Raw genomic sequence first — 24,772 nt, 5'->3', positions numbered from 1 at the left:
ACTATTTTTCCGGTATTGATCGAGTTTTTGATGTATGGATAATCTCTGCCTGTCTCGGGTCGGGTTGTCGCGGGTTCATCCGCTGTCGCGGACCGAAGAAGCGGTCGAGTGGCTAAAAAACTTCGGGCATGGTATTACATCGCATTCGTGACTCAGGGCCGGGACCACGCCCCGCTTGCCAGGGGACGGCTGTGAGAGAGGCTGGTTGGAGAGTAAGGATAAGGAGAGAAAGTTGTCTGACAATATACAATTTCCCGAGTTGCCGACAATAGAAGTGCCGGAGCACCCGGTATGGCCGGGACTTGCTGTGGAGGAAAAAGAGGCCCTGGTGGCGAAAATAAAAGAGCAGCTCCGCAGGCAGGACGCGGTACTGGTGGCTCATTATTACACCAGCTCCGATCTGCAGGAGCTGGCCGAGGAGACCGGCGGCTGTGTGGCGGATTCCCTGGAAATGGCCAGGTTCGGCAGCCATCAGGATGCCCGTACGCTGGTGGTGGCCGGGGTTCGGTTCATGGGAGAAACCGCCAAGATACTCAATCCGGAAAAACGGGTGCTGATGCCCGATACCCGGGCCACCTGTTCCCTGGACGAGGCCTGCCCGGCCGAGTCTTTTGCCGCGTTCTGCGACCAGCACCCGGATCATACCGTGGTGGTCTATGCCAACACCAGCGCCCGGGTCAAGGCCCGTTCCGACTGGGTGGTCACTTCGGCCATCGCTCTTCCCATCGTCAGGCACCTGGCCGAGCGGGGTGAAAAGATCATCTGGGCCCCGGACAAACATCTTGGTCGCTATATCCAGGATCAAACCGGCGCCGAGATGATCCTCTGGCCTGGAACCTGTGTGGTGCACGAAGAGTTCAAGGCCGTGGCCCTGAAGAGAATTCTCCGTCTCCATCCCGAGGCTGCGGTGCTGGTGCATCCCGAATCACCGGCCGAGATTATCGGTCTGGCCGATGTGGTCGGTTCCACCACGGCCCTGATCAGAGCCGTGGCGTCCATGCCGCACCGCGAGTTCATCGTTGCCACGGACAAGGGCATCTTTCACAAGATGCAGCAGGTTGCTCCGGACAAGACTCTTATCGAGGCGCCCACCCTTGGAGTGGGTGCCACCTGTCAGGCCTGTGCCGAGTGTCCCTGGATGGGGATGAATTCATTGCAGAGCCTGCTCCACGTCCTGGAAACCGGCGAACATGAGATCCATATCGATCCGGAGATACGGGAAAGGGCGGTCCTGCCCATACGCCGTATGCTTGATTTCGCCGCCCAACATAAGGGGGATTGAGACTCCCTTGCGGCCAGGCCGGGTCAGTTGTCGATTCTTTCCAGTACTCCGACCACGGTTCCGGGCTGTTCATGATCAATTGCAACCGGGGGCGGGACAAGTGCGTCGTCGCTGCCAAAGGTCTGGAGAAAGAATTGGGCCGCGGGAATTTTTGGGAAACCGATCATGGTGAGTCGACAGCGGCCGCAGGAGGTGGCCGGATAGACGGTCTCCAGCAGTTCCTGCCAACGGTTCTCTTCCGCTTCCCGGAAGCAGGTGTCCTCGACTGTCTCCATGGCTACGTGCAGCCTTGACAGCAATTCGGAACCCTGTTCCTGCAATCGCTGCCGCAGGTCAAAAAGGTTCTGACCCTTGGCCAGGCTGGCGGGCAGTTCGATGGAAAAAAGTTGGCTCGGGCGGTCAGCTTCCACCACTTTCGGATACTCCTCTATCAGCAGGTCCAGTGCGTCGCGGCTTCGGGTGACAAAAACTCGCGAGGACTCGGGACAGCTCCTGCCAAGGCCAAAGAGCCTGGCCCAGGCTTTGAGCCGCAGCCGTAGCTGGCCATCCGTGGTGCCGGTGGCGGAAAGCATGGCTCCGGTGAGGGAGAACGGCTCCCCGTTTTCTGAACGGAGTTCCTGGAACAACTGGTGCTCGCGGCTTGAAATTCGATCCAGTTCGGCCTGCAGCTCTCTCTGCTCCTCTTCCAGGAGTTCGGCCAGCTTGAGGATGAGCCTGGCCTGCCAGAGGATCATCTCCTGTTCCTGTTCTTCTTTGCTCTCAATTCCTTTGTCCGCCAGCAGGGAACCGATAATCGAGGTCCTGGTCTCCTGGTCTGAACGGCCGCTGCTGCCTATCCCGGCCAGGGCGAGGTGACCGAGCTGTCCGGCATAGTCGTCCCGCCGGGTCTGCAGGTCCCTGATCAGGTGCAGAAAACGCTCCCGATCCTGTCCCAGCGGGGCCGGGGCAAAAAGACGGCACAGGTCGTGGTCGATCAGGGTGTGGACCAGCGAATCTCCTCTCTCTTTCGGGGAAGCGTTTTTTTCTGTTTCAACCGGCTGGCAGTAGACAACCGGAGCGAAAACCTGTACAAGGGGGATGAGCATGTCAGGGGAAGGAATGGTATCTGGAAAGATTATAACTGGTTGTGTGTGCATATGAATACGCTTCGCGAAAAGATCAGCTTTGTGCTGACGGCTCTGGCCTATGTGATTTTTCACCTGGGTTGGTCCCAGGATACGGGGTCGATTGTCCAGGGGACCATTATCTCACTGCTCAACACCCTGCCTTTTGAGATCGGTTTTACCTGGGTTCTGGTGGTGTTTATCCGCTATCTTTCCGATGGACAGAGGCCGCCGTGGGACAGGATACTGAGAATCTTCTTCACCGTCGGTATTCTCTTTGGCCTTTTTTACAATCTTTATGTTCGGGGTGCCCAGGAGCAGGAACGTCTCAAGCAGGTCAAGCCTGCGACCGAATCACTGCTTTATCAGAGTGATAGCCCGAAGGTGCGGTGGTATTTGGCATGAGGATACCGCCCCGGCCGATCAGGGTGCCGGGATTGGTAACCGAGTTGCAACCGGTCTGGGCCGAATCACCCAGGATGGCGCCCAGTTTGCGCAGGCCGGTATCCACGATCCCGTCGGGGGTGCGGATCTTGATGGTGCCGGGGAGAAAACGCAAGTTGGCGAACTTGGTGCCCGCACCCAGGTTGGCACCTGCGCCGAGGATGGAATCACCCAGGTAGGCAAAATGTCCGGCTTTTGCATCATTGAGAAATATTGAATGTTTGACCTCGGTGGTGTGACCCACCACGCACCGGTCGCCGATCAGGCAATATCCCCGCAGGTAAGCGCCCTGGCGGATTTCGGTTTCATCGCCGATCATGGCCGGCTCCTTAATCATGGCCCCTGATTCAATAAGAACTCCTTTGCCGATGTTTATCCTGTTTCCCACCAGTACGGCTCCGGCCATGATCACCGAGGCCCCCTTGAGCAACACGCCGTCGTGCCGGACTTCAAGCTTGCCCTTTGTGGCGTCACCATAGACGATATGACAATCCTTGGCTGCATGCAGGGCGCCGTCCAGGTAAATAAGCGGCTCGGTCAGCGGCATGCCGCTGATCAGGCTGGGATGACCGAGTTCTTCGTCGAGATGTTGATCCATATACTTTTTCAGATCTTTGAGCGCATCCCAGACATGGGCCGTGTCCTGGAAAAGATCCTCATGGGAAAAATCGGTAAGGTCAAAAAAAGATGCAGCGTCAAGCATGGGTTTTCACCGTCTTTGTATTGAACAGAGCTGATCAGGATTGAGCCTGGTGTGTACACAAACTCCCCAAATGTGACAAAGTCACACCTTTTATTCAAGAAAAAATGCAAACTGCGCCAGATACGACGGCCCTTCCTTGACTTCGGTTGGGGTAATGTTTACTCTTTTATGGTTCCCGGAAGCGCCGGTCCGTCCTGTTGGAACCGGAATGCAGTTTCCGGATGAAGTACAATCAGTCTGAGAGCTGATCAGTGTCTGTCGATAAATGGTATCTCGGAGTCTTGCAGATAAGCGCAGGCTTCGAGCGCCCCTGCCTGATCTTGAACGAAAATCCTCGTTTCTGGACAGACACTGATTACAGGAGGATAGAATTACATGGAATTTAATGATTCGCTGTCTGCAAGTATGGATGACTTCGGCGATAACACCCAGGACCTCGAAATCCCTGATCAGTTGCCCATGATGGCGGTTCGGGATGTCGTTGTCTTCAACTATATGATAATCCCGCTTTTTGTCGGTCGTCCAGGGTCCATCGAGGCGGTCAATGAGGCCATGGACGGCAACAAGCTGCTTATGCTGGTGACCCAGAAGGATGCGACCAAGGATGATCCGGACCCGGAGGATATCTACCGGGTGGGCATGGTCTCCATGATCATGCGGACCCTCAAGCTGCCCGATGGCCGGCTCAAGGTTCTGGTCCAGGCCCTGTCCAAGGCCCGTATAAGGGATATTCTGCAGAAGGACCCCCATTACCGGGTGGAGATAGACTTGATCGAGGAACCGGAAGTCGAAGAGATTACGGTGGAGATCGAGGCCTTGATGCGTACTGTCCGCGAACAGACCGAAAAGATCATGTCGCTGCGGGGAATCCTTTCCTCGGACCTGATGATGATCATCAACAATATCGAGGAGCCCGGTCGGCTGGCCGACCTGGTGGGCTCCAACCTCAGGCTCAAAATTGCTGAATCCCAGCAGATTCTCGAAACTGTGGACCCTGTTGAACGGCTGCGCCTGGTGGCGGACCTCTTGCACAAGGAACTTGAGGTTTCCACGGTCCAGGCCAAGATCCAGTCCGATGCCAAGGAAGAGATGTCCCGCTCTCAGCGGGAATACTTTCTGCGCGAACAGCTCCAGGCCCTCAAGCGGGAGCTGGGCGACGAGGATGCCTACTCCCAGGAGATCGACGAGCTGCGCAAGAAGATCAAGAAAAAGAAGATGCCCAAGTATGCCAAGAAAGAGGCGAAGAAGCAGCTTGCACGGCTGGAGATGATGCATCCCGATGCCTCCGAGGCGACCATTATCCGTACCTACCTGGACTGGATACTCGACCTGCCCTGGAGCAAGTCCTCCCGGGACCGGCTGGACCTCAAGATGGCGGCCAAGGTGCTCGATGAGGATCATTACGGACTGGACAAGGTCAAGGAGCGTATCCTTGAGTATCTGGCGGTGCGTAAACTCAACAAGGCCACCAAGGGGCCGATCCTCTGCTTCGTCGGTCCTCCGGGCGTGGGCAAGACATCGCTTGGCCAGGCCATTGCCAAGGCCATGAACCGCAAGTTTTACCGGCTCTCGCTCGGCGGAATGCGCGACGAGGCGGAAATCCGCGGTCATCGACGGACCTACATCGGAGCCCTGCCAGGCCGCATCCTGCAGGGACTCAAGAACGTCGGGACCAACAACCCGGTGTTCATGATGGACGAGATCGACAAGATTGGTGCCGATTACCGGGGCGATCCCTCGTCGGCCCTGCTGGAGGTGCTTGATCCGGAGCAGAATTCGACTTTCTCCGATCATTACCTCAACCTGCCTTTTGATCTGTCCAGGGTCATGTTCATTACCACCGCCAACATGAGCGATACCATTCCCGGTCCGCTCATGGATCGCATGGAGGTGATTCGTCTTTCCGGGTATACACTGGAGGAGAAGATGGTCATCGCCAGAAAGTACCTGCTGCCGCGCCAGATCGTTGAAAACGGCATTAAGCCCAGTTACATCCGGCTCGATGACCAGACCATGGAGCTGATCATCAGCCATTACACCCACGAGGCCGGTGTCCGTGGCCTGGAGCGGGAGCTGGGCAAGATTTGCCGCAAGATCGCCCGCAGGGTGGCTGAAGGGGGCAAGGGTCCGTACAAGATTTCCAGGAACACCATCGGCAAATACCTGGGACCACCGAAGTTTCTTCCCGAGGCCGAGCTCGACACCCTGGCCCAGCCGGGCCTGGTGGTCGGACTCGCCTGGACCGAGGTGGGCGGCGAGCTGCTCCACATCGAAACCTCCATTGTCCCGGGCAAGGGACGCCTGACCCTGACCGGACATCTGGGGGATGTGATGAAGGAGTCGGCCCAGGCAGCGCTGACCTATTGCCGCAGCCGGTGTGCGGATCTCGAGGTCAAACCTGAATATTTCGACAAGATCGACATTCATATCCATGTTCCGGCCGGCGCCATTCCCAAGGACGGTCCGTCCGCCGGCATCACCATGGCCACCGCTCTCTATTCGGCCATTGCCGGCAAGAGCGTGAAAAAGGGCCTGGCCATGACCGGTGAGGTGACCCTGCGCGGCCGGGTTCTGCCCATCGGTGGACTCAAGGAAAAAGCTCTGGCGGCGCTTCGGGCTGGAATCAAGCATGTGATCATTCCCGAGGAAAACCAGAAGGACCTGGTGGAGATCCCGCAGGAACTGCGGAAAAAAATTACCTTCCACCCGGTCAAAAATATGGATCAGGTTATCGATATTGCCCTGGGAAAGATCAAGAAACCGTTCCGTAAGCGCAAGCCGGCAGGGAAATCCAGGCAGGCAGCTGCCTGACCGGATTCCTCCTGCGGGATTCACGGCCAGGCTGCAAGCTCAGAGGGGGCTGTTTCCTTTGTTGCTTTTCCTGAGGCAGCAGGGTTGAGGGACTATGGGTAGAAGGATACAAAACAAACTCCTCTTCCTGGCCCCCTGCTTTTTGCTGCTGATCTTCCTGGTTATTTGTGGCTGGTTCTGGCGCTATGCGGTAACTCCAGCTCCGGGCAAGGGAGAGGTCGTGGTCTATATCCCCAGGGGGGCGGGGGTCCGGGAAATAGCCTCCCTGCTTGCAGGTCAGGGCCTGGTCCCGGGAGATTTTCGCTTTCTTCTTCTTGCCCGCCTTACCGGGTCGGCCGGAAAACTCCAGGCCGGGGAGTTTTGCATTCCTTACGGCCTGACACCACTGAAAATCCTTCAATTGCTCGAAGAAGGTCGTCAGGTCATGCATCGGGTCACCATTCCCGAGGGCAAGACCGTATACCAGGTGGCTGATATTCTCGCCGGTCCGGGCTGGGTGGAGCAGGAGCGTTTCCTGGCTCTGAGCCGGAATCGGGATTTCATATCTTCCCTGGGGCTGGATGTGGCCAGCCTCGAGGGCTATCTCTTCCCCGACACCTACACCCTGGTGCGCGGCATTGACGACGCACCGGCCATCCTTCGCCGCATGGTCGCCCGTTTCGAGGAGGTCTGGCAGGAGATCCAGGCCAGTCCGCTTCCGGTGGACCCGCAGAGCAAAGCCCTTTCCCGTCATGAGGTGGTGACCCTGGCCTCGATTGTTGAAAAAGAAACCGCCGAGCCAACGGAGCGCCCTCTCATCGCCCGGGTCTTTCTCAACCGGCTCAAGCGGAACATGCGGCTTCAGGCCGATCCCACGGTGACCTATGGGCTCGATAATGTCCGTGGTCCCATCACCCGGGCCGATCTTCGCCGCAGGACTCCATACAATACCTATGTCATATCCGGCCTGCCTCCGGGACCGATATGTAATCCCGGCCGGGCGGCCCTGGAGGCGGTGCTCCATCCGGCCAAAGGCGATGTGCTCTATTTTGTCTCCAGGAACGATGGTACCCACCAGTTTTCAAGAACCCTGCAAGAACATAACAGGGCGGTGCGGGCCTACCGGAAGGCGATAAAAAGAGGAACGAAAACCGGGCAGACTGGTCAGCAGCAGGACAAAAAAAAGAGCGGGTAGCTCCTGGAAGATCCAGGAATCACCCGCCCGGATGAGAAGGTAGATGCCATGGGCACGACCGGGACCCTGGTCCGGGCCGGTCGAATTCCTCAGGTTCAGCTGGCGTTGAATTTATTGCTCAGTTCACTGCGGAAGGCGGTGTCGAGTTCCTGGCTTGCCGGGACATGGAAGAGCAAGGTGAGGCTTTTTTCCGTGGCGGCCCATTCGACCAGTCCCTTGTCCGCCAGCCTGCCCCGCAGAAAGGTCTCGGCGCGCTGAGTGATCCGCTCCAGGCTGGCCACCGGGGCATCAAGAATGAGAGATACCTGTTCGGGCTCGATCTTCTCGCCATGAATAAGCCACAGGGCCTGGCGCCAGATTCTCGGCATGTTGGCAAGCGCTGGCTGGACGTGTTTCTGCTCCTCGGCCAGGGCGGTGATTTCTTCGGGCGATAAATCATCGGGATAGGCGATGAGGTCCTCCAGCGACAGGACTTCATCCGGTTGATAGAAGTCATAGAGCCAGGACTCATCGTCTGAGATCGCACCCTCGCGGGTGGTGACCTTCTCTTCCAGGTGGAGAAATTCCCGGCTGTTTCTGCTTTTCCTGACTTCTTCTTCAAGCTGGTCCAGGGCCAGCTTGAAGAGCCACGGTTTGAGCTGAATATTCTCAGGCTTTTTGTTCTGCTTTTCAAAGCTCAGCACTACCACAGCATCCACCAGTTCTTCGGGGGTGATATCCGATGGCAGCAGGTCTCCTGAGGCCTGGAGGTAGGTGATCTCCCTTCGGGCCAGCCGGTACAGATCGTTGAGAAATGGCTCGACGATGGCGAACCAGGATTGCGGGCTCGAGAGTGTTTTCTGGTTGTCGGTGGTAGCGGGCGGAGCTGTTTTGAGATCCAGGCGCCGCTGCCTGCGTTTCCAGAAATGCTCGTTTTTCATCAGGCTTTTCTGCCTGGCAACCAAACGTTCCAGCTCCTTGAATCCCTTACGGAGGACGTTTTCCGCCTTGTCACCTTCTTCCTGGACAACCAGGGTCTTGCCGGGGATGTGCAGGCTCAGGCCCATCCTGTAGAGCTGCCGGCTGCCATGTTTCTGTATGGTCCCGTACAGAGTGGGGTTTCTGCGGGCGAGGCCGCCCATTTTTTCTTTCAGGTCCTGCACCTGCTCATGCACAAGTTCTTTGAGTTTACCTTTTTCCTGTTTGTCAATGTTTCGGTAGCTCAACTGGTGTAGCATGTTTGCTCATCCTCTTGGTTGGTTGAGATTATCTGGATGTTTTATATGAAAGTCTTAACAGCTTTCATCTGTCGTTGTGCAGGCTGTGGGATCCTGCATGATCTTTCCGCGCATCGACATCCCTGTGGAGTAGATTTTCATGTGCGGAAAAATTTGTCTTTTCACCGTGATACCTGAATAATAGATAGGCACTGTCCCGCGGCTTGTCAAATGGATGCAAAAGGAGGGCAGGGCGGGCGGCTTGCTGTCACAGGTGGTTTGTCACTCTTATTTCCTTTTCAAAAGCACAGGAAATGAGTACTTTTTCGATTCCCGGCCGGCAGGTCGTTGTGGTGATGCAGCATCACCTTGTGTGAGCCCAGGTGGCGGCTGGCGGTCATTTTTATTACCGGCTTCCATCATATGGGACCAGAAGAAATAAAGAAATGGCAAGGATGGCCCAGACGGGGCGCAGCCGCTGTTTTTTTGCTCAGGATCAGTTAAATGAAAATCGCTCTTGTCCAGACCAATCCGGTGATTGGCGCCTTTGAGCGCAACCTGCAACAGATCCAGGCATGGCTGGAAAAGGCCCGCCTGGCGGAATGCGACCTTGTTGTTTTCCCTGAGTTGACCCTCTGTGGATATCCACCCCAGGACCTGCTGGAACGTTCCACTTTTCTTGAAGCCCATGATCGTGCTCTCCAGGATTTCCTTAGCTTGTGCGGTGGTTTGTCCTGTGTGATCGGAGTGCCGGAACTCCGTCGCGGACCTGGCAAGCCCCTTTACAACTCGGCCCTGCTCATCGAAGGAGGACGGGTGGTTTTCAGGGCCCGGAAACAGCTTCTGCCTGCTTATGATGTCTTTGACGAATCAAGGTATTTCGAGCCCGGTGAACCTCCGCTGGCCTTTCCCTTTCGCGACCAGCGGATCGGTCTGTCCGTTTGTGAAGATATTTGGTCAGGGCCACTTGGTTATCCGCTCGATCCGGTGTCAGAAATGGTAGCAGCAGGTCGGCCCGATATGCTGATCAATATTTCTGCCTCACCTTATTATCATGGAAAAATTGAAGAACGGTTGCGGGTTTTTCGCGATCTCTGTCGGACTCAGGGGCTTCCTCTGCTCTACGTCAATCAGGTGGGTGGGCAGGATTCTTTACTTTTTGACGGTCACTCCCTGGTCATGGACAGGGAGGGGCGGGTATGTCAGGTGGCGGCTGGGTTTGCCGAGGACATGCTGGTGATCGATACCTTGGACCCGGGGGAGTGGGATCCGGTTTTGAACCTGTCGGACAGCATTGATCATGTCTTTGCCGGTCTGGTCATGGGGACCAGGGACTATCTCCGCAAGATCGGCTTCAGGAAGGCAGTGATTGGCTTGTCTGGTGGAATCGATTCTGCGGTCACCGCGGTCATCGCCTGTGCGGCCCTGGGAGCGGATAATGTGCTTTGCGTGGCCATGCCGTCTCCCTATACCTCCCGGGCCAGTGTGGATGATGCCCGCAATCTGGCCGGGAACCTCGGTTGTGGATTCGAACTTCTTCCCATTCACCGTGTCATGGAGGCCTGCCGGGAGACTTTGGCCCCGATGTTTGCCGGTCTGGCCGATGATGTGACCGAGCAGAACATCCAGGCCAGGATCAGGGGTAATCTGCTCATGGCTCTGTCGAACAAGTTTGGTCACCTGCTCCTGTCCACGGGTAACAAATCCGAGCTGGCGGTGGGCTACTGCACTCTGTACGGGGACATGAGCGGTGGCCTGGCCGTGCTCGCCGACGTGCCAAAGGTCATGGTTTACGAGCTGGCGCGGTGGATTAACCGGGACCGGGAGATTATTCCTGAACGTATCCTGACCAGGCCGCCCACGGCCGAGCTCAAGCCGGATCAGTGTGATCAGGACGACCTGCCTCCTTACGAGGTTCTCGACCCCATCCTGGAGGCTTACCTGGAAGAAAACAGGAGTGTTGACGAAATTGTCGCACAGGGCTTTGACCGGGCGGTGGTTTGCGATGTTATTCGCAGGATCAAACGAAACGAGTACAAGCGAAAGCAGGCCCCCCTGGGGCTGAAAGTAACCTCCAAGGCCTTTGGATATGGCCGGCGCTATCCCATTGTCCAGGGGTTTGTAGAAGAGTGATATGGTTTTGAATTATCGCAGAATTATTTGCATGGGTGCATTGTGTCTCTGAATCGTAACAATATCGTATTGGTTTGCCTGGTTGCCTTGAGCATTATGTTTCTGGGTTACCTTATGCTGCGCGAGAGCCGAACAAAACGTCCGGAACAGATAGCGGTAACCACGGCCGGATTTGTGGAGATGTGCCTGAGCTGTCACAAAGATGAAAAGCTGGATCCTGCCCATGATGGCATGGTGGTTGGTTGCTCTCCCTGCCACCTGGGAGACCCCTTGGCCATTGACAAGGAAAAGGCCCACCAGGGGATGGCGCTCAACCCTGGAGACCTGAGGGTTGCAGAAAAAACCTGCGGTACCGAAGGGTGTCATCCGGCAGACATCCAAAAGGTAAAAAATTCGCTCATGGCCACCAACCGTGGCATCCTGGCCACCCTTCTCTACTACTGGGGCGAGGCCGAGACCCAGGATGGTGACTTTTCAGTGGAGAAACTTCTTGAGAGCGGGGAAACGTCACTGGCACTTGATTATTTTCGTAAGCTCTGCGCCACGTGCCATCTCTGGAAACAGAAGAACGACCTGCCCGGGGCGCCGCAGTTTTTCAACGACAAGGGTGGGGGATGCTCGGCCTGCCACTATATTTCACCTGAAGGGGTCAGGCGATTGACAGTGACAGATTTCGAACCTGAAGAAAATGAGGACTTGAGCGGCGAAGACGGGGAAAAGAAAAAGAAGCCCCATCCCTTTATCGTCAAGCAGGTCCCCGAGGAAAACTGTATCCGCTGCCATAACCGGTCGGGTCGCATTGGCCTGTCCTATACCGGTATATTTGAGGCAGAAGGGTATGGTACGCCCTATGAAAAGGGGCACCTGTCGTCCAGGCGGCTTCCCGGTGACCGGTTCTATCTGGAGATTGCCGAGGATATCCACCACAAAAAGGGCATGGCCTGTATAGACTGCCACACCCGTGACGAGATCATGGGCGATGGCACCAGTTACGCCCATTATGAAGATCAGCTCGAGATCAGCTGCGAGGGGTGTCATTCCCGGCAACCGGGTAAGACCCGGAAAGGCAAGGACATAACCAATATCAGGCAGGAGGGGGACCACTTTGTCCTTATCGGCAAGAATGACGGAGTAAAACGACCGCTTGATCCGCCGAAAAATGAGGCCTGCGGGTACCCTCCCCACAAGCGTTTGACCTGCGAGGCCTGTCACTCCACCTGGGTGCCGCAATGTTACGGTTGTCATGCCAAGCGCGATGCACGGGAAACCCATCTCGACAAGTTGACCCTTAAGGAAACCCCGGGCTGGTGGGAAGAGGGGCGTTCCTATATCCGTTATGAACAACCCATGCTCGGGGTTTGGGGGGATGAAATTGTCATTGTCACCCCCGGCTGCCAGGATGTGGTGACACTGGTCGATGATAAAGGAGAGATCGAAGGCGGTTTCAACCGGTTCACCATGGCGGCCATCAACCCCCATACTACCCAGCGTGAGGGCAGGACATGCAGAGACTGTCATGCCACTCCCAAGACGGTCGGCCTCGGAACCGGCACGGTTTGGAAGGAAGACGGCCAGTGGCGTTTCAGCCCCGTGGACCAGGGGGTGGAAACCCTGGTCGGCCGTACAGTGGGATTCGACGCCTTTGTCACCATCGACGGCGAGCCCCTGCAGCACGGATCACGCTCGAACCTTAGACCATTCAACGGCGAGGAACTCCGGCGTATTCTGCGGGTAGGACTCTGTCTGGAGTGCCATACCAGCTACGATGATCCGGTGTTCAAGTCCTATGATCCGGAAAAGAAGTGTTCTGTTTATAAGGAGCCATGAAGATGGTGTCTTGAAAGTACGGCACTGGCAGATGCTGTTCCCGACGATGTTCTATTTTTTCTTCTCGTCCAGAGCCTCCCGTACCAGACGAACCAGTGTGTTGCCAACCACCGGCTTGATGATATAGCGACTGATGCCGATGGCCAGGGCCTGCTCTCTTGACACGGTCGAACTGTGACCGGTACAGAGGAGGACCGGCATGTTTGGGTTTATCCGGAGGACGGCCCGGGCCAGTTCGGCGCCGGTCAGCCCGGGCATGGTCTGATCTGTAACAAGACAGTCGAAACGTTTGGGGCTTTCACTGATCCAGACAAGAGCTTCCCGGCTGTCCGTGGTGGTGGCAACTCTGTAGCCGTATGGGGCGAGAGTCTTTTCTGCAACCCTGGTAAGCTGGGGTTCGTCATCCACGATCAGAATATTTTCGTTCCCGTAGAGATTACGGACAGGGGCGATATCCGGAGGACTGTTTTCAGGGATCGTCTCCTGTGCCCTGTCCAGGGCCGGAAGATAAACGTTGAATGTGGTTCCTTGCCCCAATGTGGATTGCACCCTGATAAAACCGTTGTAGGACTGAACAATACCATGGACAACCGCCAGGCCAAGCCCTGTTCCCTTGTCCGGAGTCCGGGTTGTGAAGTAGGGCTCGAAGATCTGGTTTATGGTCTCTGGTTTCATGCCACAGCCGGTATCGCTGACCGAGAGAACAATATACTGTCCCCTGGTGGGCTGGCTGTGCATATCGAGTTCATGGGGAGAGATGGTTTCGCGCTGCAGGCTGATCCGGACGGTGCCCTTTTCGTTTTCCATTGCCTGGAGGGCGTTGGTGCAGAGATTTATGATGATCTGGTGGATGTGTGTCGGGTCTGCCTTGATCATGCCGCAGTCTGGATCGATTTTTTCTTCGATGACAATGGATGCGGGCAGGGAGGATCGTACCAGGACCAGGGCTTCCTGGATGACAATGGCAGGTCGGAGAGGCTCTGGTTCAGATCTGGTTGTACGGCTGAATGTCAGGATTTGCCGTACAAGATCTGAAGCCCTCTGGCCGGCGGCGATGATGTTGTCCAGGTCTGCTGTTATTGCCGAGCCTGGATCGGCTTTTTGTCGGGCCAGGGTTGCAAATCCAAGGATGGCCGAGAGGATGTTGTTGAAGTCATGAGCAATCCCGCCAGCCAGGGTGCCAATGGCTTTCATCTTCTGGGCCTGTGCAAGTTTTTCTTTGAGTTGCCTGAGCTCTGTAATGTCTTTTGCAACATGGGCGACGAATTCCAGGCGTCCCTGGTCGTCGAAGACCGTCCCGGTCGAGATCATGAAGGTCCGCTGCAGGGATTCAATATACATTTCCTTGGTGCAGGGCTGCAGGTCCTCTATTGTCTGCTGGACCGGACAGGACGGGCAGGGCGTGCTTCTGCCGTGCAGCAGGTTGTAGCAGTGGTGGCCGATAATATCTTCGTCCTTCCGGCTGCCAAGCATGACGCGGGCAGCCCTGTTGGCCTTGCGGATACGCAGTTCGAGATCGGTCAGGATGACCATATCCGTAAAGGAGTTGAAGGTGCGGTCCCATTCGTCTTTGCTTTTGCGTAAAGCGGCTTCAGCTTTTTTCCGTTCGGTAATATCATGGATTATTGAATAGAGAAGTTGTTTTTTGTCTATCGTGATCGGGCCGCTGTAGACTTCAACATCTCTTGTTTCGCCGCTGGCAAGTCGGTGACGGAAAAGAAAGTGATTTCTCTTTTCCGACTTCGCCTTGGACATTTCTTCAAAGACCTCCTCTTCTGCAAGCGTGTTTATGTCCGATATCGACATGCTTGTGAGTTCTTTGTGGCTGTAACCGTAGTAGCGGCAGGCGGCAGGATTTGCGTCGATGATACGACCGGAGCCGGGATCTATGATCAGCATTATGGAATGGTTGTTGGCAAACAGGTTGAAGTAACGCTGTTCACTTTCGCGGAGCTGTTGTTCCTGAATTTTCCTGGTTTGTATCTCCGTAAGGAGATTCTGCCTGGTTTTTTCGAGCTCCTGGTTTTGTCGTTGCAGCTCTCTGGTTTGCCTGCGAAAGATCCGGTAGAGGATGAGGGCCAGGGCAAGGGTGAAAAGTCCTGGAAGCAAGAGCTGCAAAAGAGGGTGGGGCAGAGGTTGTGCGGCCGGAAGCCATGATCCGGTTGTGCCGACAGAGGCCGCACATTCTTTGGTTAAGGCGAGAAATGCAGCGGCGGCCATGCTCCATGCCGCAGTGCGCGGTCTGTCTGCTGACCGCCGGCGGGTATTGCTGGATTTGATGCAGTTCCGGGCCAGGGGTCGATCATCCACTGCACCGGGAAAACGGCATCCGGGCCAGCCTGGATACAGGCGAACGGCCCGGATACGGAATTGGTGACAGCGGACAATCGGATGCTGCATCATGCCTTGAAGCGGGACATCATGTCCTGCAGCTGACGCGCAAGCCCGGTCAGCTTGACGGCAGCCTCCTTCATGCGGGCAGAGCCTTCCGAGGTAGCGACCGAAGCCTGGCTCACCTCGTTGATATCCTGGGCTACTTCGCCGGAGACCGCGGAAACCTGGGCGACGTTTTCCGTCACTTCCTGGATCCCTATGGACGCCTGGCTGATATTTTCGGCTATTTCGTTGGTGGTGGCGGACTGCTCTTCCACTGCGGTGACAATGGTGGCGACAATCTCGTCCACCTCGTTGATAACAGCAGTGATCTGCTGGATTTGCCGGACAGTGGCGTCGGTCGAGTTCTGGATGGAGTCGATCCGGTTTTTGATCTCGCCGGTAGCCTCTGCTGTCTGCTTGGCCAGCTCTTTGATTTCGTTGGCCACCACTGCAAAGCCTTTTCCGGCTTCTCCGGCCCGGGCTGCCTCGATAGTGGCGTTGAGGGCCAGGAGATTGGTCTGCTCCGAAATCTCAGTGATGGTTTCGGTAACCTTGCCGATTTCCATGGCCGCCCGACCCAGTTCGTCTACTTTTTCGGAGGCGGAGCCAGCTTCTTCCACCGCGCTCTTGGTGATGGCCTGGGCTTTTTCCGTCGATGTGACGATTCCGTTGATATTTGAGGACATCTCGTCGGTGGCTGTGGCAACCAGGGTGATGTTGGTCGATGCTTCTTCGGTGGCCGCCGCGACCGTGGCCATGTTGGCGCTCATTTCTTCTGCCGCATCTGCCACAGCCCTGGTTCTTTCGGCGGTTTTCTCCGCACCTGAGACAAAGTCATCGGCCAGCGAACCAAGATCACCGGACGATTCGAGGAGGGTCGCGCCGGTGGAAGATATCTCCCGGATAACCTGGCGCAGATGTGTAACCATTTTGTTCAGGTTCTGCACCATTGAGCCAATTTCGTCATTGCTTTTTGCGGTGATGGACGAGGTCATGTCGCCGGCAGCGACTTTGTCGACAAATTCCGTTGCCTCGGAAAGAGGTTTGATGATGGACGTACGGAGCACCAGCCAGACAACCGCCGTGATCGCGGACAGAATTGTTATGGTGCTCAGGAACACCGCCCATTTTGCCTTGGTAACTGCCTTGTTGGCATCCTCAAGGGAGCTGATGATCTCGAAAGCGCCGTGGATGTCTCCCACTCTCCAGCCTTCCTTCGCCCTGCCGGTCGCGTCAAGTTCACCTTTCGGGTCACCGTGGCAGAAGAGGCATTCCTGGGTCAGGCGGATCGGTTTGAAATAACGGACCTGGTTGTCTTCGACTATGATTTTGTGATCCAGGTTTTTGTTTTTGATCTCTTCAAGCACCTTGCGTTCGAATTCCGTCGGACTGTTATCCGGGTTGCGCGGCTCCATGGTCGGCACCCGGAAGATGTATCCTGCTTCTGCCGCCTTGTCCCCGGCAACCTGGAGAGCCGTTATGATCGGCACCGCTTCCACCACCAGCGAGGGATCAAGCTGGTCGAGCGGGGTGATGACGCCAAGCTGAAGTTTGTTGGCCATCCGGTCCCTGGTGGCCTCGGCCATCAGTACGATTCCAGCACTTTTGGAAATAATGGCGTCCACTGCTCCCTGGCGGATGTCGGAAATTCGCTGCCAGGCCAGCACCAGGGAGATGATGATGGGGCCAAACAGAGCTATCGTCAGGATTTTCCACTGGATACTCAGATTGCGGAACATGGTTTTTTCTCCTGCAGACAAGTAGGTAAGGGTTTATAACGTGTTATGGATTGAGCTGTTTCAATGGTTCCCGTGATGCCGCCAGGGGCGGTCCTCTGCCCCTGGTAGAGCGCTTTTTTATACCTCTCCGTACACGGCAAGTGTACCACCGGCGAATGAACTTGTACAGGCGGGGACTGATTTTTTCTACTGCTGCAGGGGCGCCGCATTGATCACAGTGTTTCATGCCCATGAGCCATGCGGCTTTCGTACAGATGTTTCGAAGATGTGATCTGCTGTCTGCAGCCGGTGTTTGAGGGGTGGTTGTACGTATGATGGAATGTTTTGTGGGGTCCTGTTTTGGTTTTTGCTTGAATAAACGTCCTGAAAGCGCTACAGCATCTGCACTGCGGTATTGTGATCCAAACTATATTTTTCTGGAGGGAAGAAGATAATGGCACAGGATGTTGTTGCTCTTGCAGACAGGGTTTTGCAGATACCTCCATCGCCGACCCTGGCGGTGAACGCCAAGGCCAAGGCCTTGAAAGAGGCTGGGGCCGATATTCTTAATTTCAGCGTGGGAGAGCCGGATTTCGATACTCCGGCTCATGTCTGCGAGGCTGGTAAAAAAGCCATTGACGAGGGGCACACCCGTTATACGGCGGTGCCCGGCATTCCCGAACTGCGAGAGGCCATCTGCAACAGGTTCAGGGAAGATCATGGCTGGGACTACACCATTGACGAAATACAGGTTTCCTGCGGCGGGAAACACGGTCTGTACAATATTTTTCAGGCCGTGCTCAATCCCGGCGACGAGGTTCTGGTTCCGACTCCATACTGGGTGTCCTATCCACCCATGGTTCAGTTGGCGGGCGGAGTCCCGGTGACTGTGGATCTGGATGAGAAGGCGGACTTTGATCTCAATCCCGATGTGGTGGCGGCAAAGGCTACCGACAGGACCAGGGCCATTTTTCTGAACAGCCCTTCCAATCCCACTGGTTCGGTATTCTCCAGAGAGGCCCTTGAGGCCGTTGGTAAAATGGCCCTGGAGCGGGGCTGGCTTATTGTCAGTGATGACATTTACGAGACCATGACCTATATGGATGAGCCGCTGCCCCACATTCTCGATGTTCTCCCCGAGCTCAAGGAGCAGGCCATCATATTGAACGGTGTCTCCAAGTCTTTTGCCATGACCGGCTGGCGTATCGGCTATTCGGCCGGTCCTGCCCATGTGATCAAGGCCATGAACAAGATCCAGAGCCAGTCTACCTCCAATCCGTGTGCACCGGCCCAGTATGCCGCCCTGGCCGCTCTGACCGGGCCTCAGGATTTTCCCAGGACCATGACCGAGGCCTTTCTGCCCCGGCGCGATTTCTTTGTCACCGACCTTGAATCGATCCCTGGAGTGAGTTGCGTCAACCCGAAGGGGGCCTTCTATGTTTTCCCGAATTTTTCAGCTTATTACGGCAAATCCTTCAAGGGAAAGAAAATAGAGGATTCCGTGGCGTTGGCCGATTATTTCCTCGACGAGGCCCAGGTCGCCTCTGTCCCGGGTGCCGCCTTTGGCGCCGATGCCTTTGTCCGCTTTTCCTTTGCTACCTCCATGGATGTCATCAAAGAAGGAATGGAGCGTATAAAAAAGGCTCTGGCCGCACTTGACTGATCTTTCGTGCTGACAGAACCCGTTCTCCTTCCTTTTGCAGAGGCGGTATCCTCGCGGAAGCCGCCTCTTTTTGTTGTTCCGATACGTTTCTTTACCGTTCAGCTTTATTTTTATTCTGCTCCTTTTCCATCGAGTACTCGGTGAGCAGGGCTTGCAGTTTCCAGGGAGAAGACAGGCAGGCCCGGCCGAGACCACATTCGCTCATCACTTCACAGAAGCTCAGGAATTCATCCATCAGCCGGGTTGTGACCTTCTCCCGGTGGTGGATGATCAGCAGCTGACGCTGCATGTCGATTCCCTCTACCGGCAGGCTTTTGAGCCAGCCATGCTCAATTTCACGACACACTGTCAGCGAAGACAGGCAGCCGGCTCCGGCGCCGGATTCCACCGCCTTCTTGATGGCTTCGGTATGACCAAGCTTGGTTTTGACTTTGAGATGAGAAGCGTAGCGGCCGAGCTTTTTCTTGAATATCTCTGCGGTGCCAGACCCCTCTTCCCGCATGACCCAGGTTGTCCGTTCCATGTCGTCTGGAACCTTGAAGGTCTTTTCGCTGGCCAGGGGATGGGTGGAACTGACGATGACTACCAGTTCGTCCTCAAACCAGGGAACGGCCCGAACCATTGCATCACTGACGTGTCCCTCCACAAATCCCAGGTCCATCTCGCCACTGGCGATCCGTTTTTCGGCATTCAGGGTGTTGAGCACCATCATGTTGATGTGCACCGCAGGGTGCATGCGCATGAACGTGCCGATCAGGTATGGCAGGACATAGTTGCCGATGGTCGAACTGGCGACAATCTCCAGGGATCCGGCCACAGTGTCTCTTTTTTCGGTGAGCATGGCCTCGATGTTGCCAACCTGATAGAGAATTTCCTTGGAAAGCGGAAGTAGATAACGACCGCGATCGTTGAGGAGCAGGCTGCGGCCGTGACGGTCAAACAACGGTCCTCCCAGGTTGTTTTCCAGCTCTCCCAGAGCCATGCTGACCGCAGACTGGGTAAGGTATAATTTTTTTGCCGCCCTGGTTACCTGCTGTGTATCCGCAACGGCAATAAAGATTTCAAGCTGGCGCAGTGTGACAGGCATCGTTCCCTCTTGCTTATCAAAATAACTGAACAGGAACTTGACGAATTGCAAATTGTCTTTGATAAAGATAGCAGGAAATGGGCCTGAGTCAAGCTGGAATGCTTACCTGGCCGAAGTTCGAGGCAGTGAAACTGGTAATGAATGAAGGTTCATTTTTTTGCTTGACAGGCTGCTTCAGCCTTACTTATATGTGCCCTATTGAGTTTGCTGCCCGGTGTCGGGCGATGTTGTCATTCACAATTTCTCAGAGGAGCAACATGGATCAACATACCCTGACCAACATCATCTACGTTGCAATCTTCTTCCTCGGGGCACTTGCTTTCGGTATCGGCCCTATCATCATTGTCAAGCTCCTCAGTCCCTCCTCATCTACCCGCAACATAACCAACAAGACCGGTCAGCTCATTGAGTGCGGTATGGTGCCCATTGGAACCGCCTGGGTCAGGTTCGGTATTGTCTATTATCAGTACGCACTTATTTTTCTGGCCTTTGATGTTGATGTCCTGTTTCTTTTTCCGGTGGCTGTGGCCTACAACAGCCCCCAGTTTGTCATCCGTGATTTTGTCGAGGTGCTGATCTTTGTCGGCATCCTCTCGCTTGCTGTGGTTTATGCCTGGGTGAAAGGAGTGTTTACGTGGGAACAGAGAAAATACCGTCATCAGTAGTTCAGTTTGCGGCTCTGGATAAGCTGCTGGCCCTGGGGCGGGCCAACTCGCTCTGGCCGATGACCTTCGGTCTGGCCTGCTGTGCCATCGAGATGATGTGTACCGGTGGCTCGCGCTTCGATATCTCGCGCTTTGGTGCCGAGGTTTTCAGGCCGTCGCCCCGGCAGTCCGATGTCATGATTGTGGCCGGCACTATCACCAAAAAGATGCTTCCCGGCGTCCTTACCCTGTACGATCAGATGCCTGAGCCAAAGTGGGTTATCGCCATGGGAAACTGCGCTATTTCCGGCGGTCCGTTCAAGTTCAAGGGAAATTATAACGTGGTTGAAGGGGCGGATACCTTTTTGCCGGTAGATGTCTACATTCCCGGCTGTCCGCCCAGGCCCGAGGCCCTTCTTGAGGGTATCATGACTCTCGAGGAGAAGATAACCGGCAAGCGTCGCTGGCCGCGTATCCCACCTGATGGGGTAATGTCATGAGTATAATACAAGAGACACGCGTTGCTCTGCTGGAGCTGTTTCCGGAGCTGGCTGCGGCAGAAGCCGCCGCCCTGGCGGAGAAAACAGTTGAGCCTGATGTCGAAACGGAATCCGTGGAACAGGTCGCTTCTCCGGAGGGATCCGGGGAAGGAGAGGTCCCTGCGGAAGAAATTTCGTCTGTAGAGTCCGGGTCAAAGGAGAAGGCCGAGGGAAAAAAGGACGACAAGCAGAAAAAAAAGGAGGAGGGTCCGCGCCAGGTTGGCATCCTGGAACTATCGCACAGTGATCAGGGAGTGCATCTCGATGTACTCCTTGATCCGGACCTGGTGGTCAGGGCCGCCGAAATTCTCGATGGACTCGGTTTTTCCCTTGAGGCTGTTACCGGTGTTGACTGGATAAAGGACAACCGGATGGAGGTCATATACGACTACAACCACACCGGCGGTGAACTGTGCCGGGTGGTGATCCGGACCTTTATCTCCCGGGAGAATCCTGAGGTCGCCACGATTTCGGAAGTCTTTCCTGGGGCCAACTGGCATGAGCGCGAGACCCACGATTTCTTCGGGATAGTCTTTACCGCTCATCCCTGTCTTGAGCCGCTTCTGTTGCCTGAAGATGCTGATTTTCATCCACTCTTAAAGGACTTCAAGCCATGACTGTCCCGATCCAGATCGCACCAGACGAGGTCTTTGTCCTCAATCTCGGGCCCCAGCATCCGGCCACTCACGGTGTCTTGAGGGTCAAGCTGACCATGGATGGTGAGTATATTGTCAAAGCCGAACCGGTGCTTGGCTATATCCACCGCATGCACGAGAAAATGGCCGAGGCCGGCAGCTTTGCCCAGTTCATGCCCAATACCGCCAGGATGGATTACCTGCACGCCCTGGCCTACAATCATGGTTATGTACTGGCTGTGGAACGGGCTGCAGGGATTGAGGTCCCTGAACGGGCCGAGTATATCCGCGTCATCACAGTTGAGCTCAACCGCATATCGAGCCACTTACTCTGGTGGGCCGCCTTTATCCTTGATCTCGGCGGTTTTACACCGCTGCTCTACGCCTTCGATGATCGTGAAAAGATCCTTGATCTGCTCGAACGGATCACCGGCTCGCGCCTGACCTACTGCTACTTCCGGTTCGGCGGTGTATATAACGACATTGACGAGGAGTTCATCGAGGGTACCTATGAGTTCATCAAGCGGCTGCGCTCGCGGATGCAGCGTATGTACCACGATCTGGTCACCGGCAACATCATTTTTCGAAAACGTCTTGAGGGTATCGGTATCATCTCCGCTGAACAGTGCCGCAAATACGGGGCCACCGGCCCGGTCCTGCGCGGTTCCGGGATCAAGTACGATGTGCGTAAAAACGAACCCTATTCAGTGTATCCGGAATTTGATTTCGATATTCCCGTTTATCATGAGTGCGATTCCATGGCCCGCTACCTGGTCCGCATGGACGAGATCGAGCAGTCCATGCGCATCATCGAGCAGGCCCTGGACAAGCTCCCCGAAGGGCCGGTGAAGGCCAAAGTGCCCAAAATTCTCAAGCCACCGGCAGGTGATTACTACGCCTGCGTGGAAGCTGCCCGGGGCAGTTTTGGCTGCCGTCTGATCTGTGACGGAGGCAAGTCGGCATATCGACTCAAGTTGCGTTCTCCGACGTTTTCCAATCTGAGCCTGTTCGGTGAAGTCGCCGAAGGCATGCTGCTGGCTGATGCCCTGGCGTTCATGGGCAGCCTGGACCTGGTCATTCCCGAGATCGACCGTTAAGGGGAAGAGGTAAGAGCAATATGGAAACAAGCATCTGGCGCCCGATTATCTATCTCATAGGATTCATGGCCTTTGCCGGTCTCAATGCCGCCTACCTGGGCTGGTGCGAGCGTAAGGGCGCGGCCCATATCCAGCGTCGTATCGGTCCCAAGGAAGTGGGTCCCTTCGGACTCCTGCAGCCTTTGGCCGATGGTCTCAAGCTGATGAGCAAACAACTGCTGGTTCCTCAGGGCGTGGACGGTATTCTCTTCAGGGTGGCGCCGATCCTGGCCATGATCCCGGCCATTACCTCCATGGTGACCATTCCTTTTTCCGAAAACATCCAGGCCCGCTCTATCGACCTGTCTGTTCTGCTGCTCTTTGCCCTGGCCTCCATAGGAATGTTTGCGATACTGCTTGGAGGCTGGGCCTCGGCCAACAAGTATGCTGTTATTTCCGCCGCCCGGGCCGTGTCACAGAACGTGGCCTACGAGATTCCCATGCTGGTGACCGTGATCACCATCGTGATGATCACCGGTTCCATGAGCCTGCATGAGATCGCAATGGATCAGCAGGGGGGATTCTGGCACTGGAATGTGTTCAGGTTTGATAAGTCGATCCTCATGCCGGTATCCTTCATCATCTTTTTCATCTGCTCCATCGCCGAGACCAACCGGGCCCCGTTCGACATGGGTGAAGCTGAGTCCGAGTTGATCGCCGGCTTTATGACCGAGTATGGGTCAATGGGTTTTGGTCTCTTCATGATGGGTGAGTATCTCAACATCGTTGTCGGCGCCTGTCTGACCACGATTCTCTTCCTTGGCGGCTGGGATTGTCCCTTTGGCCTGTTTCCCGGCGTATGGTGGTTCCTGGTCAAGATATATGTTCTGATTTTTTCCTTTATCTGGATTCGCTGGACCTATCCGCGAACCCAGATTTACAAGCTGCTCAATCTGTCCTGGAAGATAATGATCCCGTTTTCCCTCGTAAACCTGCTTGTAACGGCAGCATTTATCAAGGTGTTCTAACCATGAGCGCATACTGGAATGATATCTTTGGCGGAGCCAGGAGTCTGGTGGTAGGCCTCTCCATCACGGCCCGGGAGTTTTTCAAGCCGGTGGTCACCGAGCAGTACCCGTGGGAGGTACCGGTCATGACCGAGCGGTTCCGCGGTCATATCGAGCTGGTGGCAAATGAGGAAGGCAAGCCCCGTTGCATTGTCTGCGGTATGTGCATGCGTGCCTGCCCGTCCGGATGCATTACCTTGACCGGCAAAAAGGAGGAGGGGGCCAAGAAGAAGTCTCTGACCAAGTATCAACTGGACTTTACCAAGTGCAGCCTCTGCGGTTCATGTATCGAGAGCTGCAACTTCAATGCTATCCGCTTTTCCAGGGAGTACAACCTGGCAGGAACCAGAAAGGAAGATTACATATTCGATCTTCTGAAACGACTGGAGGAAAAGAGCTGATGCAACCTGTTATCTGTCAGCCGGCTGCCAACCCGTCGCTTTTCACCGCAGAAGGGATAGTCGGCCTGATTTTTCTGTTCCTGGTCGCCACGGTTTTCGGCGGCGCGTTCATCGCCATCATGGCCCGGCGGCTTATTCGCGCGGTGGCAGGTCTTGCGGTCTGCTTCACCGGGGTGGCTGGTATCTACTACTTTCTGCTCAGCCCGTTTGTTGCCATGATGCAGATGCTCATTTACGTGGGGGCGGTCTCCATCCTCATCGCTTTTGCCATCATGCTGGCCGAACCGGAGGACAAGGACCCGATTGGCCGCAAGAACCCGCCCCTGGCCGGGCCACTTGGCTTCTCGGTCGGGGCGCTTTTTTTTGCTGCCTTCACCTTGCTTGGACTCAACACCAGCTGGCAGGTTTTCCCCAGGGAGGGAACCGGTGACATGCATCACATGGGTATTACGCTGCTGACCACCCATACCATGGTTTTTGAGCTGATCTCCATTGTACTTCTTGTTGCCATAATCGGCGCCCTGGTCGTGGCGCGCAGAGGAAGGGATTGATCATGCTGAATCTGTATAACTGTCTCAACACCTATCTGATCATTGGTGCCATGCTGTTTGGCTTTGGGATCTACGGTTTTATTGCCCGGAGGACCATTATCGGCATGCTGATCTCCGCGGAGATGATACTGGCCGCCGCCTCTATGAACTTCATGGCCTTTAACCGGTTCCTGGCCCCGGATCCGTCCATAGGAAAGATCTTCACGCTGTTCATCATGGCCATAGCCGCCGCCGAGGCAGCCATCGCCATCGCCATCGTGATTGCCGTGTACCGGAACTACAAGAGCATCGATACTGAAGATCTGGTCGATCTCCACGGGTAAGCCTAAGAGGAATATATCG

21 protein-coding genes are annotated in these 24,772 nt (G+C 55.6%); 15 read left to right on the top strand and 6 right to left on the bottom strand.

Annotated elements, in window-relative coordinates:
- Positions 1 to 232 precede the first annotated feature (232 nt).
- On the top strand, positions 233 to 1,282 hold the full coding sequence (gene nadA, locus ACXJJY_RS06810; protein ID WP_456386257.1) for a quinolinate synthase NadA: 1,050 nt from the start codon (positions 233 to 235) through the stop codon (positions 1,280 to 1,282).
- 23 nt (positions 1,283 to 1,305) lie between these two features.
- Here the strand turns inward: nadA and ACXJJY_RS06805 are convergent, their stop codons facing one another.
- Positions 1,306 to 2,418, bottom strand: coding sequence for a hypothetical protein (locus ACXJJY_RS06805; protein ID WP_456386255.1), 1,113 nt, complete (start codon positions 2,416 to 2,418; stop codon positions 1,306 to 1,308).
- Between ACXJJY_RS06805 and ACXJJY_RS06800 the strand changes: the two genes are divergently transcribed.
- On the top strand, positions 2,419 to 2,790 hold the full coding sequence (locus ACXJJY_RS06800; RefSeq protein WP_456386253.1) for a hypothetical protein: 372 nt from the start codon (positions 2,419 to 2,421) through the stop codon (positions 2,788 to 2,790).
- Here the strand turns inward: ACXJJY_RS06800 and ACXJJY_RS06795 are convergent.
- On the bottom strand, positions 2,723 to 3,532 hold the full coding sequence (locus ACXJJY_RS06795) for an acyltransferase (protein ID WP_456386251.1): 810 nt from the start codon (positions 3,530 to 3,532) through the stop codon (positions 2,723 to 2,725). The genes ACXJJY_RS06800 and ACXJJY_RS06795 overlap by 68 nt on opposite strands.
- A gap of 375 nt (positions 3,533 to 3,907) precedes the next feature.
- Here ACXJJY_RS06795 and lon point away from each other — a divergent pair, with 375 nt between their 5' ends.
- Both lon and mltG read left to right on the top strand, forming a co-directional pair.
- Positions 3,908 to 6,343, top strand: a complete 2,436-nt coding sequence (gene lon, locus ACXJJY_RS06790) for an endopeptidase La (protein WP_456386249.1) — start codon at positions 3,908 to 3,910, stop codon at positions 6,341 to 6,343.
- A 94-nt stretch (positions 6,344 to 6,437) separates the two neighbouring features.
- Positions 6,438 to 7,517, top strand: a complete 1,080-nt coding sequence (mltG, locus tag ACXJJY_RS06785; RefSeq protein ID WP_456386247.1) for an endolytic transglycosylase MltG — start codon at positions 6,438 to 6,440, stop codon at positions 7,515 to 7,517.
- A gap of 95 nt (positions 7,518 to 7,612) precedes the next feature.
- Here the strand turns inward: mltG and ACXJJY_RS06780 are convergent, their stop codons facing one another.
- Complete coding sequence (locus ACXJJY_RS06780) at positions 7,613 to 8,734, bottom strand: hypothetical protein (protein WP_456386245.1); 1,122 nt, start codon at positions 8,732 to 8,734, stop codon at positions 7,613 to 7,615.
- A 483-nt stretch (positions 8,735 to 9,217) separates the two neighbouring features.
- Here ACXJJY_RS06780 and ACXJJY_RS06775 point away from each other — a divergent pair, with 483 nt between their 5' ends.
- Both ACXJJY_RS06775 and ACXJJY_RS06770 read left to right on the top strand, forming a co-directional pair.
- Positions 9,218 to 10,846, top strand: a complete 1,629-nt coding sequence (locus ACXJJY_RS06775; RefSeq protein ID WP_456386243.1) for an NAD+ synthase — start codon at positions 9,218 to 9,220, stop codon at positions 10,844 to 10,846.
- Between the two features lie 96 nt (positions 10,847 to 10,942).
- Positions 10,943 to 12,673, top strand: a complete 1,731-nt coding sequence (locus tag ACXJJY_RS06770) for a hypothetical protein (RefSeq protein ID WP_456386241.1) — start codon at positions 10,943 to 10,945, stop codon at positions 12,671 to 12,673.
- A 51-nt stretch (positions 12,674 to 12,724) separates the two neighbouring features.
- Here the strand turns inward: ACXJJY_RS06770 and ACXJJY_RS06765 are convergent, their stop codons facing one another.
- Complete coding sequence (locus ACXJJY_RS06765) at positions 12,725 to 15,076, bottom strand: PAS domain-containing hybrid sensor histidine kinase/response regulator (RefSeq protein ID WP_456386239.1); 2,352 nt, start codon at positions 15,074 to 15,076, stop codon at positions 12,725 to 12,727.
- A complete protein-coding gene (locus tag ACXJJY_RS06760) occupies positions 15,073 to 16,788 on the bottom strand; it encodes a methyl-accepting chemotaxis protein (RefSeq protein ID WP_456386237.1) in 1,716 nt (571 codons plus the stop codon). Before ACXJJY_RS06760 ends, ACXJJY_RS06765 begins: the two co-directional genes overlap by 4 nt.
- A gap of 433 nt (positions 16,789 to 17,221) precedes the next feature.
- Between ACXJJY_RS06760 and ACXJJY_RS06755 the strand changes: the two genes are divergently transcribed.
- A complete protein-coding gene (locus ACXJJY_RS06755; protein WP_456386235.1) occupies positions 17,222 to 18,430 on the top strand; it encodes a pyridoxal phosphate-dependent aminotransferase in 1,209 nt (402 codons plus the stop codon).
- A gap of 91 nt (positions 18,431 to 18,521) precedes the next feature.
- On the opposite strand, the gene ACXJJY_RS06750 is transcribed toward ACXJJY_RS06755, so the two are convergent.
- The gene (locus ACXJJY_RS06750; protein ID WP_456386233.1) at positions 18,522 to 19,517 is read right to left on the bottom strand and encodes a LysR substrate-binding domain-containing protein; all 996 of its coding nucleotides are present in this window, start codon (positions 19,515 to 19,517) and stop codon (positions 18,522 to 18,524) included.
- A gap of 257 nt (positions 19,518 to 19,774) precedes the next feature.
- On the opposite strand from ACXJJY_RS06750, the gene ACXJJY_RS06745 reads away from it, so the two are divergent.
- From ACXJJY_RS06745 to nuoK, 8 genes are read left to right on the top strand one after another with little or no spacing between them, the layout of a single operon-like run.
- A complete protein-coding gene (locus tag ACXJJY_RS06745; RefSeq protein WP_456386231.1) occupies positions 19,775 to 20,182 on the top strand; it encodes an NADH-quinone oxidoreductase subunit A in 408 nt (135 codons plus the stop codon).
- Positions 20,167 to 20,661, top strand: a complete 495-nt coding sequence (locus ACXJJY_RS06740; protein WP_353740442.1) for an NADH-quinone oxidoreductase subunit B — start codon at positions 20,167 to 20,169, stop codon at positions 20,659 to 20,661. The genes ACXJJY_RS06745 and ACXJJY_RS06740 overlap by 16 nt, the downstream gene beginning before the upstream one ends.
- Positions 20,658 to 21,317 carry an NADH-quinone oxidoreductase subunit C gene (locus tag ACXJJY_RS06735; protein ID WP_456386229.1) on the top strand — a complete coding sequence of 220 codons (660 nt, stop codon included), beginning with the start codon at positions 20,658 to 20,660 and terminating at the stop codon, positions 21,315 to 21,317. The genes ACXJJY_RS06740 and ACXJJY_RS06735 overlap by 4 nt, the downstream gene beginning before the upstream one ends.
- Positions 21,314 to 22,432 (top strand): NADH-quinone oxidoreductase subunit D, encoded by a 1,119-nt coding sequence (locus ACXJJY_RS06730; protein ID WP_456386227.1) that lies wholly within the window; start codon positions 21,314 to 21,316, stop codon positions 22,430 to 22,432. The genes ACXJJY_RS06735 and ACXJJY_RS06730 overlap by 4 nt, the downstream gene beginning before the upstream one ends.
- A 20-nt stretch (positions 22,433 to 22,452) precedes the next feature.
- Positions 22,453 to 23,439, top strand: coding sequence for an NADH-quinone oxidoreductase subunit NuoH (nuoH, locus tag ACXJJY_RS06725; protein WP_456386225.1), 987 nt, complete (start codon positions 22,453 to 22,455; stop codon positions 23,437 to 23,439).
- A gap of 2 nt (positions 23,440 to 23,441) precedes the next feature.
- Positions 23,442 to 23,879, top strand: a complete 438-nt coding sequence (locus ACXJJY_RS06720) for a 4Fe-4S dicluster domain-containing protein (RefSeq protein ID WP_456386223.1) — start codon at positions 23,442 to 23,444, stop codon at positions 23,877 to 23,879.
- Positions 23,879 to 24,430 (top strand): NADH-quinone oxidoreductase subunit J family protein, encoded by a 552-nt coding sequence (locus ACXJJY_RS06715; RefSeq protein WP_456386221.1) that lies wholly within the window; start codon positions 23,879 to 23,881, stop codon positions 24,428 to 24,430. Before ACXJJY_RS06720 ends, ACXJJY_RS06715 begins: the two co-directional genes overlap by 1 nt.
- On the top strand, positions 24,427 to 24,753 hold the full coding sequence (gene nuoK / locus ACXJJY_RS06710) for an NADH-quinone oxidoreductase subunit NuoK (protein ID WP_456386219.1): 327 nt from the start codon (positions 24,427 to 24,429) through the stop codon (positions 24,751 to 24,753). Before ACXJJY_RS06715 ends, nuoK begins: the two co-directional genes overlap by 4 nt.
- The last annotated feature ends 19 nt before the right edge of the window (positions 24,754 to 24,772 follow it).

Source organism: Desulfolithobacter sp., assembly GCF_054025815.1.
The sequence above is the reverse complement of the archived record's forward strand: the minus strand, read 5'-3'. Positions and strand labels throughout refer to the sequence as shown.